This is a genomic window from Thalassospira sp. MIT1004, from assembly GCF_001858545.1.
Classification (GTDB): domain Bacteria; phylum Pseudomonadota; class Alphaproteobacteria; order Rhodospirillales; family Thalassospiraceae; genus Thalassospira; species Thalassospira xiamenensis.
Genome location: NZ_MCAO01000033.1, coordinates 469,064 through 484,350, shown reverse-complemented (window position 1 = coordinate 484,350; position 15,287 = coordinate 469,064). Strand labels below are relative to the sequence as shown.

General features: G+C 54.2%; 12 protein-coding genes and 1 riboswitch. Of the genes, 5 read left to right on the top strand and 7 right to left on the bottom strand.

The window, feature by feature from the left end; translation table 11 throughout:
* Positions 1–75 precede the first annotated feature (75 nt).
* The 3 genes from cobN to cobU all read right to left on the bottom strand — a co-directional run bounded on the left by cobN (position 76) and on the right by cobU (position 5,546).
* Positions 76–3,843 carry a cobaltochelatase subunit CobN gene (gene cobN / locus BC440_RS13810; RefSeq protein WP_063092169.1) on the bottom strand — a complete coding sequence of 1,256 codons (3,768 nt, stop codon included), beginning with the start codon at positions 3,841–3,843 and terminating at the stop codon, positions 76–78.
* Between the two features lie 90 nt (positions 3,844–3,933).
* Positions 3,934–4,974, bottom strand: a complete 1,041-nt coding sequence (cobW, locus tag BC440_RS13805; RefSeq protein WP_063092170.1) for a cobalamin biosynthesis protein CobW — start codon at positions 4,972–4,974, stop codon at positions 3,934–3,936.
* A 32-nt stretch (positions 4,975–5,006) separates the two neighbouring features.
* Entirely contained in the window at positions 5,007–5,546 is a 540-nt protein-coding gene (gene cobU, locus BC440_RS13800; protein ID WP_082822647.1) for a bifunctional adenosylcobinamide kinase/adenosylcobinamide-phosphate guanylyltransferase, read from the bottom strand.
* A 59-nt stretch (positions 5,547–5,605) separates the two neighbouring features.
* Positions 5,606–5,830, bottom strand: a riboswitch (cobalamin riboswitch).
* A 312-nt stretch (positions 5,831–6,142) separates the two neighbouring features.
* On the opposite strand from cobU, the gene BC440_RS13795 reads away from it, so the two are divergent.
* Complete coding sequence (locus BC440_RS13795; RefSeq protein WP_223304942.1) at positions 6,143–6,718, top strand: hypothetical protein; 576 nt, start codon at positions 6,143–6,145, stop codon at positions 6,716–6,718.
* 69 nt (positions 6,719–6,787) lie between these two features.
* Here BC440_RS13795 and BC440_RS13790 read toward each other — a convergent pair whose 3' ends face one another.
* Together BC440_RS13790 and cobS are read right to left on the bottom strand one after the other, a co-directional pair.
* Complete coding sequence (locus tag BC440_RS13790; RefSeq protein WP_063092172.1) at positions 6,788–7,399, bottom strand: histidine phosphatase family protein; 612 nt, start codon at positions 7,397–7,399, stop codon at positions 6,788–6,790.
* A gap of 83 nt (positions 7,400–7,482) precedes the next feature.
* Entirely contained in the window at positions 7,483–8,235 is a 753-nt protein-coding gene (gene cobS, locus BC440_RS13785; protein WP_037989300.1) for an adenosylcobinamide-GDP ribazoletransferase, read from the bottom strand.
* A 237-nt stretch (positions 8,236–8,472) separates the two neighbouring features.
* Between cobS and cobT the strand changes: the two genes are divergently transcribed.
* Entirely contained in the window at positions 8,473–9,504 is a 1,032-nt protein-coding gene (cobT, locus tag BC440_RS13780) for a nicotinate-nucleotide--dimethylbenzimidazole phosphoribosyltransferase (protein WP_063092174.1), read from the top strand.
* 45 nt (positions 9,505–9,549) lie between these two features.
* On the opposite strand, the gene BC440_RS13775 is transcribed toward cobT, so the two are convergent.
* Positions 9,550–10,779, bottom strand: coding sequence for a hypothetical protein (locus BC440_RS13775; protein WP_063092175.1), 1,230 nt, complete (start codon positions 10,777–10,779; stop codon positions 9,550–9,552).
* Positions 10,780–11,032: 253 nt separating this feature from the next.
* Here BC440_RS13775 and BC440_RS13770 point away from each other — a divergent pair, with 253 nt between their 5' ends.
* Genes BC440_RS13770 through rfaE1 form a run of 3 tightly spaced genes read left to right on the top strand, consistent with a single transcriptional unit; the run spans position 11,033 to position 14,114 of the window.
* Positions 11,033–11,986, top strand: coding sequence for a UDP-glucuronic acid decarboxylase family protein (locus tag BC440_RS13770; protein WP_063092176.1), 954 nt, complete (start codon positions 11,033–11,035; stop codon positions 11,984–11,986).
* Positions 11,987–12,014: 28 nt separating this feature from the next.
* Entirely contained in the window at positions 12,015–12,599 is a 585-nt protein-coding gene (locus BC440_RS13765; RefSeq protein WP_063092346.1) for a D-sedoheptulose 7-phosphate isomerase, read from the top strand.
* 42 nt (positions 12,600–12,641) lie between these two features.
* Positions 12,642–14,114 carry a D-glycero-beta-D-manno-heptose-7-phosphate kinase gene (rfaE1, locus tag BC440_RS13760; protein ID WP_063092177.1) on the top strand — a complete coding sequence of 491 codons (1,473 nt, stop codon included), beginning with the start codon at positions 12,642–12,644 and terminating at the stop codon, positions 14,112–14,114.
* Here the strand turns inward: rfaE1 and cbiB are convergent.
* Positions 14,111–15,130 carry an adenosylcobinamide-phosphate synthase CbiB gene (gene cbiB / locus BC440_RS13755; RefSeq protein ID WP_223304940.1) on the bottom strand — a complete coding sequence of 340 codons (1,020 nt, stop codon included), beginning with the start codon at positions 15,128–15,130 and terminating at the stop codon, positions 14,111–14,113. The genes rfaE1 and cbiB overlap by 4 nt on opposite strands.
* Positions 15,131–15,287 lie beyond the last annotated feature (157 nt).

The window sequence follows — 15,287 nt, the reverse complement described above, 5'->3', positions numbered from 1 at the left end:
CAACCGCCCGGTTTGTTCCGACCATCCATTTCAACGGTAAAATTCTCGTGATTTACGATAACGTCTAAGGCCCGGTTATGCCGCGCCATTCCCCATCAGATCGACTGATACGGAATTCCGGCGCGGCTGCCAAAGGCCACGATCAATCGCCTCGCGCAGACGATTGCGGATATCAGAAAGTGCGTCGGGATTGTAATCCCTGATAAAATCACGCACATCCGTATCATCGAGATACGCATCATAAACCAGATCAAAATGATGATCCGCAACACAGCGCGCCGTTGCGGCAAAGGCAAACAGGTAATCCACCGTCGCCGCCATCTCAAATGCGCCCTTGTAACCATGGCGCATTACGCCTTTGATCCATTTCGGATTGACCACGCGTGCCCGGACAACACGGGCGATTTCTTCTTCCAATGTGCGGATTTTCGGGCTTTCCGGGCGGGAATGGTCGCTGTGATAAACCGTCGGCTGTTTGCCGGACAGATGCCGAACTGCCGATGTCATTCCGCCTTCGAACTGATAATAATCATCGGAATCCAGCAAATCATGTTCGCGGTTGTCCTGATTATGGACAATCGCATCAACCCGCGACAGCCGTGTTTCAAACATATCACGCGCGGCTTCACCTTCCGCCCCGTTGCCATAGGCATAACTGCCCCACGCCAGATAGGCATCCGCCAGATCGGCCTCGTCCTCCCAAAGCTCTTCGTCGATCATCGCCTGTAATCCCGCGCCATAGGCACCGGGCTTGGCACCAAACACGCGAAATGCCGCCTGTTTTCTGGCCTGATCAGGACTGGCCCCGGCGTCACACAGCTTTGCCGTTTCTGCCGCCACCCGAACCGCAATCGGGTTCATATCGGGCGCTTCATCCGCCTGTTCGGCCACCGCACGCACCGCGCTGTCAAACAGGTCAATCAGACCCGGGAACGCATCGCGGAAAAACCCCGATATGCGCAACGTCACATCAACGCGCGGTCGCCCCAGCAGAGATGCTGGCATAATCTCGAACCCGGTCACACGGCGCGATGCGCTGTCCCATGTTGGCCGTACACCCATCAGGGCAAGCGCCTGGGCAATGTCATCACCGCCAGTGCGCATATTGCTGGTGCCCCAAACCGAAAGACCAAGGGCCGCGGGCCATTCACCATGATCCTGCACATGCCGTTCCAGTAACAATTCGGCTGATTTCCACCCCAATTGCCATGCCGCCGGGGTCGGGATCGTGCGCGTATCGACCGAATAGAAATTCCGCCCGGTCGGTAAAACATCTGGCCGCCCGCGCGTTGGCGCCCCCGATGGCCCCGGTTCGACAAACTTGCCCGCAAGACCGCGCAGCAATCCGGCAATCTCTGCCTCGCCACAGGTTGTCACCGCCGGACGAATAGATATTTCGATATCGGAAAGAACTTCAATTGTCCGCTGCCATGCCTGATCCGCGACCACCTCCCCACGTACCAGATCACGCGCCAAAAGCTCGATCCGCTCCACCGTATCGCCCATGGTACGCCACGCACCAACGTCATATTGCGCAAGAATTTCGGGCCTAATTCCTGGCCAGAATTCGGCAAAGGCACAATCAAGCGGATCAAAATCGGGATCACCAAGGATATCGGCGGCCAAGGCCCGATGAAGTGACGCCTTCGACCCCTCGCTCGCCCCGCGCGGCAATCTTGCCAGTGCGACCAGAAGATCGGTCAAAAGATCGCCTTCCGGTGCCTTACCAAAGATATGCAGACCATCGCGGATCTGAAGTTCCTTCAACTCGCACAGATAGTTATCAAGCTTGGCAAGCGCGCTTTCCTCGTCCTCGTCCGGCTCAATCCCGCAATCGCGGTCAAGCCCGATGCGAATAGCAAGCTCAAGGATGTCACGCTTCAGGATGATCAATCTGCGTGGATCAACTGCTGCTGCGTCGTAATATTCATCAACTAGCGCCTCAAGATCCTTAAGGGGTCCGTAACTCTCTGCTCGCGTCAAAGGCGGGGTCAGATGATCAAGGATCACCGCCTGTGCACGGCGCTTGGCTTGTGTGCCTTCACCCGGATCATTGACGATAAAGGGATAGAAATGCGGTGTCGGGCCAAACACGGCTTCGGGGAAGCATTCTTCCGACAGCGCTAATGACTTGCCCGGCAGCCATTCCATATTGCCGTGTTTGCCGAAATGAATGACTGCCTGTGCCCCGAAATGATGGCGCAGCCAGATATAAAACGCGAAATAGTTATGCGGCGGCACCAGATCGGGCGAATGATAGCTTTCAAGCGGATCGATATTGTATCCGCGTGCCGGTTGCAGCCCAACTACAACATTGCCCATCGGCAGGATCGAAAGGGCAATCGCCGACCGATCTGGCAGATAAAACGGATCACTTTCCGGCTCTCCCCAGGCATCCGTTACCTGCTGACGGATGCGTGCGGGCAGGGCGGCAAATGCCGCGCGATAATCGGCAACCGGGATCGTCACACGAACGGTGCGATCCGCCAGCGACTTGAAATCATTCGTCGGTCCGGCCTTGACCGCTGCGATCAGGTCATCGCCATTTTCCGGCAGCTCATTAATCCTGTACCCGGCATCCTTCATCGCCCGAAGGGTTTCAATCATCCCGGCCGGTGTATCAAGCCCCACACCATTGCCAAGGCGCGCATCCTTGTTGGGATAATTGGCCATGATCATCGCAACTTTGCGCACCGGGGCATCCGTCTTGCGCAATTTGACCCAATTGGCCGCCAGTTCGGCAACAAACGCCACCCGATCGCGCACCGGGATATATTTGACCAGATCAATCTGCGTCAGGGCATCCTTGCCCGCCGATCCCTTGAACGACACGGCGCGCGATAAAATACGGCCATCCACTTCGGGAAGTGCGACATTCATCGCAATATCCCGCGCGGCAAGGCCGTTCACCCCATCCCGCCACGATGCTTCACCACCGCCAGATAGCACCACCTGGAAAACCGGTGCATCGACAACATCAAACGGCCCATCTTTTCGTTCCACACCCGGAACGGAAAGAGAGAAGCCGGTGGTGTTCAGGATCAAATCCGCACGTGTTGACCCCAGCCATTCTTCAACCAAGGCCGCCGCAACCGGGTCTTTGAGGCTGGCAACAAAAACAGGCAATGGATTGAGGCTATTACCCAACAACTCCTCAACCAGCGCATCAATTACATCCAGATTACCAGCCTGAATTAATGCACGGTAGAAGATGATCGAGACAACAGTATGATTTTGTTTCCAATTCTGTTCAATTTCTTCGAGATTTGCGGTGATTTTCCCCGGCCAATAAAGGCCTGCCTTGACCAAGGGTGCCGCCGGCTTCCAGTCCCAACTGACAGACGGGTTCAATTTTTCATATATAAGACGCAGTAAATGTTCAGCATTTCCCGGACCACCTTCGATCAGGTAACGCCAGATTTGCTGATACGTTGCACCCTTTACCGTCGATAACGACAACAGTTCCGCATCGGGTTGATCGTCACCTGGCAACAGTACCAACGGCACGTCGTTGCGACGGGCCAGTTCGACCAGCTGTTCGATCCCGTATTCCCAATATCCCCGACCGCCCAGAATGCGCACGATGATGAATTTGGCATCGGCCAGAACATCGTCGACATAAAGATCGACCGACATGTTGTGGCCCAACTGCAAAAGGCTTGCCAATCGCAGCGATGGTGTCACATCACCAAATGCCGAAGTCAATCGCGCCTGCGCCCCCGCCAGACAGGCAAGCTCGGACTCTGCCGCCGACAGGATAACGACATCGCCCGGGCTTTGCCCCAGATCGACGGCTTCGCTTCCATCGGTAACAAGTCCAGGCTGGGCGGCAAGCAGATGCATCGGAAATGTCCGTTTCTTTTATCGTGTGCTGGTTCAAGATCATCCGCCCGCACAACGTTGTCGACCGGATGATCTTACAATTTCAAAACGTCACGATGCCTTGATTGCCGCTTCGATGGCACCGCGATCCAAGCCATGCAAGCCGATCACCACCAGTTCCGACCGGCGCGTTTCGGTTTCGGCCCACGGCCGGTCGAAATAACGCTGGAACCTCTCACCAACGCCCTGAACAACCTGGCGCATCGGCTTGCCGGGAATATCAAGAAAACCCTTGATCCGTAGGACATCGAACTGACGCACGACATCAATCAGGCGTTTTTCAAGTACGGCCGCATCGTCAACCGCGTCAAGTGACACGACAAAGCTTTCAAAATCGTCGTGGTCATGTTCGTGACCATCGTCATGATGTGAGGGGCGGCTATCAAGATCGTCTTCGGCCGCCGCTCCAAGTCCCAGCAAAACAGCATTTTCGACCTTCGAATGCGCGGTCGCGATGATCTTGACCGATGGGCGTTTCAGCTCGGCCCGGATATCTGCCTCTACCTTGGCAATTTCGGCAGCGCTCAGCAAATCGGTTTTGTTCAGAACCACCATATCCGCACAATGAAGCTGCTCTTCAAACAGTTCCTCAAGCGGGCTTTCATGATCAAGATTATCATCAGCCTCACGTTGGGCCTGAACCGCATGATGATCATGGGCAAACAGACCGTCGCGCAATGCCGCCCCGTCCAGAACAGCCACCACACCATCTACCGTGACCCGTGAACGGATTTCCGGCCAGTTGAACGCCTTGACCAACGGTTTTGGCAATGCCAGTCCTGACGTTTCGATAACGATATGATCAGGCGGCGTGTCGCGATCAATCAGGCCCTTGATGGTCGGCAGGAAATCATCGGCCACCGTGCAACAGATGCAACCGTTTGCAAGTTCGACAACGTCGTCCTCGGCACAACCCGATATGCCACATCCATTAATCACCTCGCGGTCCACGCCCAGATCACCAAATTCGTTGATGATCAGCGCAATCCGCTTACCCCCGGCATTTTCCAGCATATTGCGGATCATCGTGGTTTTGCCTGCACCAAGAAAACCGGTGATCACTGTTGCCGGAATTTTTCCAAGCTGTGCCATATTCAATTACCCTTAAATCTATGAATTCTGATCTATTTAACCGACATCGGAATGCCCGCAACCACAAGCGTCACCTGATTGGCAAGCTCGGCAATCCGTTGATGCAATCGTCCGGCATGATCACGAAAGCTGCGCGCCATGGCATTTTCCGGCACAATCCCGAAACCAACCTCGTTCGAAACCAGAAGAACTGGGATATCCAGCCCCGGCAAAAGGTCGCAAAGCCGGTCAAACTCGGCCCCGATATCGCGATCTTCCAGCATCAGATTGGTCAGCCAAAGCGTCAGGCAATCGACCAGAACCGGTTTACTGCCGTCGTGATTGCAGGCAGACAGGACAGCGCAAAGATCAAGCGGTTCCTCAATCGTTTGCCACATTTCGCCGCGCGATGATTTGTGAAGTTCGATGCGATTTGCCATTTCCTCGTCCCATGCACGACCGGTCGCGACATAAATACCGCCGCCTGCATGGTTGATCCGGTTTTCAGCAAACCGGCTTTTGCCCGATCTGGCACCGCCAAGGATCAGATGGATCCCGGCAAGCTGGCTGCTATCAGCCATATTCTGGGTCATACCCACTTTCCTTCGCCTTGACCTCCCACCGAGGCCGGATTGCGTTACCCCATATCCTTACGAACAGGAATACCGATGGCTGGTTTCCTGGCTGCGGGCATGAAAGCAATCCGCCTTCCCGGCATGTTGTCTGCAAATCAACATTACCGGTGGCTTGTGACATCACATCACCCGGATCACCCAACCCGTTACAGTTGCGGGGGCAGCACCGGCATCACACCGGTTTCCCATCACCAAACGGCAGCGCCGAACCTAGCAGCTTTACCCCCACGACCAAAGCCCAAACTCCGACCTAGCCATAAGGTCAGTATTTGTAAGAATTGACTGCTTGTCGGCGGTTATTCTTTAGGAGAACATAATTTTGTCACGATGGATCAGAGCCGACAAAAGCCGCCCGCGTGACCGCCGGACATTACAAAACAAACAAAGTCCGGATGCCGAAACCGCAAAGGGTTTCGGAAAAACTTCTTGGGGTTAATTGGAAATTTGCTGATCAAATGGCAATTCATGAACAAATTCAACGAATTCGGAATCTGAAATCAACAACCTGGCAGACCGTATCACGCGAAGACATGTGGCGCGGGCTGCTGGATAGATTGAGCTATAATGATCAATCCTTTCCCGAATTCCTGCAACATCATGCTGTAAATGGTGAAATATCATTGGCGCGTCGTGATGTTCGAAACATTTATGCCAGCCGCCCGACCTGTGGTGTTGTCGCGACCATCATTTGGTCGCATGCGCGTGGCATCCGCGTAAATGCGCTTTCTCTTCTGGTCCGTGACCTGACGAAACTCGTAGAATTGTTCGAAAATGACGATTTCGACGAAGATCAAATGTCACTGCTTCTGGGCCAGCCCGGGATATCCATCCCGACCGCCAGCAAAATGCTTTCAGCCTGTGGCAAGAAATACAAAGGCAAACCCGCCGCCATCATCGACGACACGATCATTCAGGTTATCGAAGCACCGGAATTTGCATCCGACTTTACGGAAATCAACGAGCTTCGCGGCAAATCGCGCAGTCGGCCTATTCCCTACTACGAAGCCTATCTTGACGATGTCGCGTCAATCTGTGGCAGATACGATGTCTCTGCCGATATGGTAGATCGCTTTTTGTCGGAATATGCACTTGTCGATGCGCAGGAAACCGATCAACGGAAATCCGCCTGAAAACTGATACCCTGTGTGGCATGTCATTCAAGCCCAACAGGGTATCGGCAACTGCACAGCCCCCTTTAATCAGTAACGCAGATTAACCCCGGTCACCCGCCAGCCCGGTTGATCGACGCCGGTTATATGTTCGATCCGGGTCACGCCAAGCGTATCGATATGAAATGATAAGGCCGCCTCAAGCGACAGACCAAGCGCATTGGCAAGGGCCGCGCGCACCGTCCCGCCGTGAATAACGGCCACAATATCGCGCCCGGCCCAATATCTTGTCAGCCGGTCAAATATTGGCCCAACCCGTTCGACAACGTCGCTGAAACTTTCCCCATTCGGAGGATGCTGGCGCGCGAAATCGGTCCAGAAACGGGTGGTTTCCCCTTTGGGCAGATCATTCCAGTGTTTCTTTTCCCATGCGCCAAAATGCTGTTCGGCAAAGCCGGTTTCACGCGTCGGCAGGATGTTTTCATCCATCAGCTCAAGAAGTTTAAGCGCGGTATCAAGCGTGCGCGAAAGGTGGCTCGTAATCCAGACCGCGTCGTTTGGCAAATGGCGCGACAGGGCGCGCAATGCCTTTTCATCGGTAAGATCAACCGGCATGTCGCTTCGGCCATAGACAAGCCGTTCCGGGTTGAGAACCGGCGCATGGCGAACAAGCCACCAACGGGTTGTCACTGCTTTGTCCATTCTTCCCCCAAGGAAAAATGCGGTCGAAAAATACGACCCGGGTTTGGGCTCCGTTTTAAACGGTCCTTTTCATGATCTTATCATCAGGCAATCTGAAGTATCGCGATAAATGCAATACCGACAAGCAGCTCGGAGATGATTTGAGTCATGCCCAGCACATCGCCAGTATGGCCGCCAATCTGATGCCGGGCGATCCATCCGACAACCGATGCCCCGACCATCATGGCTATCAGACACATGAACGCGGTCACCGCACCCGCAACAATCACCACCAGAACCAAGGCGATGGCAATACCCGCGCTCACCACTTTGATGTCGGGTCGTCCGGCACTTTTGCCAAGACCATCTTCACGAGCCGGATCAAACACATAGGTCACAATCGGCATCGCCGCGCGCGATAGTGTCGCCATCACAATCAGGATGGCGGCCATGCTGCCACTTTCACCCGCAGCATCCAGAAGGGCGATGCGCATCGCTAGGCATAAAACAAGCGCAACAACACCATAAGTGCCGATCCGGCTGTCGCGCATGATTTCAAGCTTGCGTTGACGGTCCAATCCACCGCCAAATCCGTCGGCACAATCGGCAATGCCATCCTCATGCATCGCCCCAGTCAACGCGATCAGGGTAAAAGTCGCGACAATGGCCGTAATCATGACATTGCCGGTCAGAATCTCGATGACGTAGGCCGGAATGATCGCAATCCCGGCCATGAACAACCCAACCAGCGGCCAGCACCAAACTGATCGTGCCATCGCATGCGCGCTGAAGTCACATGGAATGAAAACCGGTATCCGGCTTAGCAGGGCAAGAGCACGCCAAAAATCAGCAAGCATCCCCTTGGGGGGGGCTTCAGGCTCAGGTTCTGATTCAGATCCGGTTTCTGGCTGTTTGGCATCAACTTGATCATCATCAAGGTTTTGCAAATTCATTCCGGTTTGATTATGATCATTGTTCACGGGTGTGTTCCGATATTCGAACTGGCATTTTGCACGCAATCAGACTAATCATGGGCGCGACAGAAGCCAAGCAGAAGACGCTTTGCATCCTTGTCCGCCAGCCGGAGATTTTCCATGTTCGATCCCAAGCATCCCCCCCAAAGTCTTGATGAAATCCGCACCCTTATGGCCCAATTGCCCGGTGTCGATGCAGAGTCACAGGCAGCCGTAAGTACGCGCGAGCCACAATTGACCAAGCCCGCAGGCGCGCTCGGCAGGATGGAAGATATCAGCCTTTGGCTGGCAGGGTGGCAAGGAAATTCACGACCGAACATGACACGCCCGCGTGTCACGGTCTTTGCCGGAAGCCACGGCGTCTGTGCACAGGGCGTGTCGGCATTCCCGGTCGAGGTCAACCAGCAGATGGTTGAAAACTTCATCAATGGCGGTGCGGCAATCAACCAGATCTGCAAAACGGTTGACGCGGAACTGCGCGTGATGGAAGTCGCCCTTGAAATCCCGACCAACGATTTCTCGCAAGAACCCGCCATGGATGACGAAGGCTGCGCCGAAGCAATGGCCTTTGGCATGAGCGCCATCGAAAAGGGGATTGACCTTTTTGTGCCCGGTGAAATGGGGATCGGCAATACCACCTCGGCCGCCGCCATTGCCTATGCCCTGTTTGGCGGTGAAGCCGCCGACTGGACCGGACGCGGCACCGGCATCGACGATGAAACGCTTAAACGCAAAACACGCGTGGTCGGGGATGCCATCATCCTGCACAAAAATCAGTTCCATGATGCATTCGACGTTCTGCGCTGTGTCGGCGGACGCGAAATTGCCGCGATGGCCGGTGCCATTCTGGCCGCACGTTACCAACGGGTACCGGTTCTTCTTGATGGATATGTTTCCTGTGCAGCCGCGGCAATCCTTGGCACTATTCGCAGCGATGCCCTTGACCATTGTCTGGTCGGGCATATTTCGGCCGAACCGGGCCATAAACGACTGATTGAAAAGCTTGGAAAACAGGCACTTCTCGATTTTGGCATGCGCCTTGGCGAAGGATCGGGTGCAGCCCTTGCCATTCCGCTATTGCGGGCATCGGCGGAATGCCACAACGGCATGGCAACCTTTGTCAAGGCAGGTGTCACAAGCCGCGACGCGTAATCGTTTTGATTTCGGAATTAAAAAGATACCGGCCGTTTGCTGGCGTTATTTTTTGGTGCGCTCGCTCAGCAGATGCTCGACATGGCGACCCTGGAACATGGTGATATTGATCGAATGACCAAATTTGATCGCCCGCTCATCATCGCAGCGGCACATGATCACGCGCGTATCGCCTGATTGCGCCACAGCTTCGCGCATGGCGTTGCCGTGCTCTTCGTCCAGATTTTCCATTTCCGGGTCCCAGATCATCTTGATCATATCAACGCCAAGCTTGTTGCGGTTGATATAGGGCAGCGAAAGGTGGCTGATCCCGTCAATACAAATCCGGTAACCACGATCGCGGCAGAAATCACGCGCAAAAAAGAATGCGCCAAGATCGGCAAAGATATCGATCTTTTGCAGTTCAAGCACGATGGTTCCGCGCTGACCTGCCTTGACGTTGCTGTCAAATGTCAGGAAATCCGGCGACAGCAGGGTCGAAACATTCAGATTGATACTGACCGAACCGGTCACCGATGCATCATTGCTGCGTGTCAGCAACGACAACATGCGACGATCAAGAATTTCCGTCAGATGCTGAAACAGCCAGCGATTGGACAAAACATTGACATCGGGCAGCAGTGTTTGCTGCAAATCCTTGATCGAAATGAACAATTCGTGAAAAACCGGCGTCGGGTTCGCATCACCGACAACCGCACAAATCGCCTGCCTGCGCATCAGGTTCGAAAGATCGGCCCTGCGCAATGCTTCGTCAATACGCCCCAGTATTTTGGGTGTCAGCGGTGCACGATCATCTTCAAGCATCGGGCTGTCGTTGTGACGCTCGGCCGCCTTGCTGACCTGACGCGGACGGTTGGCGTTTGAGCGCACAAGCGTTTGTGTCAGATGCAGGAAATCCTTGTATTGCTGTGCGACATCGAAATAGTCGGTAAAGGTCGCAGGCGCACCGCTTTCATCCTTGCCGTCACTGATCAGCGGATCATCATTGAAAAGGAATTTGAGCCGGAAGATGACTGCATTGACCTCGTCAATCTCGGCCGCATCAAAGATGAAAATCAGATCCTGATTGGACAGCGTGAAAATACGCCCGGTCACATCAGGAACGATTTCTTCGAATGATGCAATTGCCGTCCGGATATGATGATCGCGCCGGTTGAACGGCAGCAGCTTTGAAAAATGCACATGAACCGCCCCCACGCCATCCTTGCGACGCTCAAGACGGCGCACATAATCGACCAAAAAGGCTTCGGGTGAGGGTAACGTGCTTTCAGACATACAGGATGACCAGATTTTCCAATGTGCAACGCGCGGCGAAAGTCCCGATTGAAATACAATAGTTCGCGGGCCGTTAACAGCTTATGTATTTATCATTGTGACAAATTGAAACCAAACCCGAAAATCAGTCATTTCCTGACGTTCCGATATTTGCCGAAAACACCACTTTTAAAAACGATAAGTCATGGCAATGGATCATCCAAGCTGCTAGTTTCAGGCCGATTTAAGTTCAACCTGTCAGGATTAAAAGATTATGTGGCGGCGCAAACGCATTCTGGTCACCGGTGGGGCCGGTTTTCTCGGTTCCCATCTTTGCGAAAGATTGCTCCAGGAAGGCCATGACGTTCTGTGCGTCGACAACTTCTTCACTGGCACAAAGGACAACGTTGTCCATTTGCTCGACAACCCGCATTTCGAGCTGATGCGTCACGATGTAACCTTCCCGCTATATCTTGAAGTTGACGAGATTTATAACCTCGCCTGTCCTGCGTCCCCAATCCATTATCAGCACGATCCGGTTCAAACCACCAAGACCAGCGTTCATGGTGCGATCAACATGCTCGGACTTGCCAAACGCGTCGGAGCGAAGATATTCCAGGCCTCCACAAGTGAGGTCTATGGCGATCCGGAAGTTCATCCACAGACCGAAGATTACCGTGGCAGTGTAAATCCGATCGGGCCGCGTGCTTGCTATGACGAAGGAAAGCGCTGCGCAGAGACACTGTTCTTCGACTATCATCGCCAGCACGGGCTGGAAATCAAAGTCGCGCGAATTTTTAATACTTACGGTCCCCGTATGCATCCTCAAGACGGCCGCGTTGTATCAAACTTCATCATTCAGGCTTTATATGATGAGGATATTACCATCTATGGCGATGGCCGGCAGACACGCTCATTCTGCTTCTATTCGGATCTGATTGAGGGATTTGTCCGCTTTATGGCGACCGAAAAATCGGTCAGCGGCCCAATCAATCTAGGCAATCCGCATGAAATCACAATTCGCGAACTTGCAGAGCGCGTAATTGATATGACTGGCGCGAAATCCAAACTCATATTCAAGGATTTGCCGGCGGATGATCCGTTGCAGCGCAAACCCGACATCACCAAGGCGCAAACAATCCTGAACTGGAATCCGACTGTCGCACTAGAAACCGGCTTGGCGTCAACCATCGACTATTTCCGTGATCTTGTGAAAAACCGCAGCTAGACAATCACCGAGTTGTATGAGTGAAGAAATGGATATCAATGCCTTCTTCGATGCCGAATTTGACGAGCATCTTGATCTGGTCGACAAAACCCGCGAAGCAACGCGTGCGCCCTTTGCAAAACTGGTATCGATCTGCACCAATGCGCTGAACGAAGGCAACAAACTCCTGTTCTTTGGCAATGGTGGATCAGCAGCCGACGCGCAGCATATCGCAACCGAATTCACGGTTCGTTACATCAATGACCGGCGTGCATTGCCGGCCATTGCCCTGACAACCGATAGCTCGGCATTGACCGCAATCGGCAATGATTTCGGATTTGATTATCTGTTTTCCCGCCAGATCGAGGCACTGGGTCGGCCAGGAGATGTCGCAATTGGCATTTCAACGTCCGGCAACAGCAGGAACGTCAATCTCGGCCTTGAAAAGGCGCGCGAGATGGGGCTGATTTCCACTGGCTGGACCGGTAAAACCGGTGGCGCCATGGTTGATCTGTGTGATCCGTTGATGATCGTGCCAAGCAACACCACCGCCCGTATTCAGGAAATGCATATACAGCTCGGGCAAATGCTTGTTGGCGCACTCGAACATACCCTTGGCCTGACCAAGGCCTGATCCGAGCCACTTTCGATTTAACGAACAGAAGACGATACGCACATGACCGATCTCAGCCATCTGGCCCAACTGGTTGAACAACTGCCCAATGCCAAGGTACTTTGCATCGGCGATGTGATGCTTGACCGGTTTGTCTATGGCTCGGTCACCCGTATTTCGCCAGAGGCACCGATCCCGATCATCCGGGTCGAACGCGAAAGTGCAATGCTGGGTGGTGCGGGCAACGTTGCCCGCAATGCGACGGCCCTTGGCGCATCGGTTCGTTTTCTTTCCCTTGTCGGTGATGATCTTCCAGGCCGGGAGGTGATGGAATATGTCGCCAATGACAAGGGTGTCGAGCCCTATATCCAGATTGAACGCAACCGCCCGACAACGATCAAAACCCGCTATATCGCGGGCGGACAACAATTGTTACGATCTGATAACGAAACTACCGCAACGCTTGCCGCCCCAACCATCAGCAACCTGTCTGCCTTGGCTGCACAACTAGCGCCCGATGTCAGTGCCATTATCCTTTCCGATTATGGTAAGGGCGTTTTGCATGGTGACGTTGTCGCCGCAACCATTGCTGCCGCGCGCAAGGCCGTAAAACCGGTTATTGTCGATCCCAAGGGTACAGATTACAGCATCTATCGCGGTGCGACGGTCGTCACCCCGAACCGAGCCGAAGCCCAGGCCGCAACCGGCATCGACATTCAAAGTGACGAGGATGCAATTGCCGCAGCCACCAAAATCATCACCGAATGCGGTATTGAAAACGTCCTTCTGACCCGAAGCCAGGATGGCATGACGCTTGTCACCAGCAAAGGTGAGGCAACCCACCTTCCGACCGAAGCACGCGAAGTATTTGACGTATCGGGGGCCGGTGACACGGTCGTTGCCTGCCTTGCATCGGCGATTGCCGGGGGTGCATCACTTTCAGACGCTGCGCGTATTGCCAATGTTGCCGCAGGCATCGTGGTTGGCAAGATCGGCACCGCTGTTGTTTATCCGGACGAACTGATTTCTGTTCTGCATCATCACGACCTGATGATCGGCGAAGCCAAACTGATGCCGCTTGACCGCATGGTGGACCGTGTCGAACGCTGGCGGCGCAAGGGTTATAAGGTCGGCTTCACCAATGGCTGCTTTGATCTTCTGCATCCGGGCCATCTGAGCCTCCTGCAACAGGCACGATCCAACTGCGACCGGCTGATTGTCGGGCTTAATTCCGATGCATCGGTCAAACGCCTTAAGGGCGAAGCACGCCCCGTGCAATCCGAGGCTGCCCGTGCGGCTGTCCTGGGGTCTCTTGAAACCGTCAGCGGTGTGGTGATTTTCGGCGAAGACACCCCGATCACGGTGATCGAGGCCCTCAAACCCGATATTCTGGTCAAGGGTGCCGATTACACCATCGACAAGGTTGTCGGCGCAGATATCGTGCAAGGATATGGCGGCAAGGTTGTTCTAGCCAATCTCGCCGATGGCTTCTCGACGACATCGACCATTGCGCGCATCAATCAGGGCAAAGACTAGACCAGCCCGACCCAGATCATCTTTAACACCAACGGCCATGCCGCGTTCAGAATACAGGACGTGGTGTAAAGTTTTAGCGCACGGTCGATGTCGCTGGCATCCGCATCCCGCCTGCCATCCCCGATATAGGGGTCTTCGACCAGTTCCGCGCCATATTGGCGCGGCCCGGCAAGCGATAGGTCAAGCGCCCCGGCAAAGGCTGCTTCCTGCCACCCGGCATTGGGCGATTTGTGTTTTGACGCATCGCGCAGCATGATTTTCCAGGCATGCGCGCCGGAAGTTTTGCGGCCCATCACAGCGGCAAGGCAGATCACCCCACCGGCAATCCGTGCAGGGACAAAGTTCGCAACATCATCAAGACGTGCCGCGAACTTGCCGAAATAAAGATAACGGTCACTGCGATGACCGATCATCGAATCAAGCGTATTGATCGCTTTATAGGCACAAAGCCCAATCGGCCCGACCAGCACGTACCAGAACAGCGGCGCGACCACGCCGTCCGAAAAGTTTTCCGCACAGCTTTCAATCGCCGCCCGGCTGACCCCGGCATCGTCAAGTGATTGCGGATCGCGGCCGACAATCATCGAAACCGCTGCCCTTCCGCCTGCAAGGCCATCGCGCTTTAAGGCGACCGAGACGTCTTTGACATGCTGATAAAGCCCCTTTTGCGCAATCAGGATGGCAAGCAGCAGAATATCGGCAAACCGGAAAACATCGCCAAATGACGATATCAGCTGGATCACGCCGCCAAACGACGCCGCACAGGCAATCACCGCCAGACTGGAGAGGCTTCCGCGTAAAAAGCGATCACTGTTACCATATCGCGGTTTGTTCAGGCGCTTTTCAAACCAGTCAATCAGATTGCCAATCCAGACCACCGGATGCGGCACCCGCCCGAACAGCCAAGGGAAATCCCCACAAACCGCATCAAGCACCAGTGCCAGAACCAGCACGGTGAAAAGCGGGCCCATGAAACCGGGCTGCGGAATCAGAAATTCAAGAATCATGGTTTCCATTGCGGCAATGTGCGTCGCAGGCACATGCCCGTCAATCATCATCCGGGATTACACGGGCAAATTACCGAACAAACAGCACGATTTGCCAATCGGTACGGGCTTTGATAAAAGAATTTCATACTTTTTGTTTTTTCTTCATACCATACTTCAAAATCCA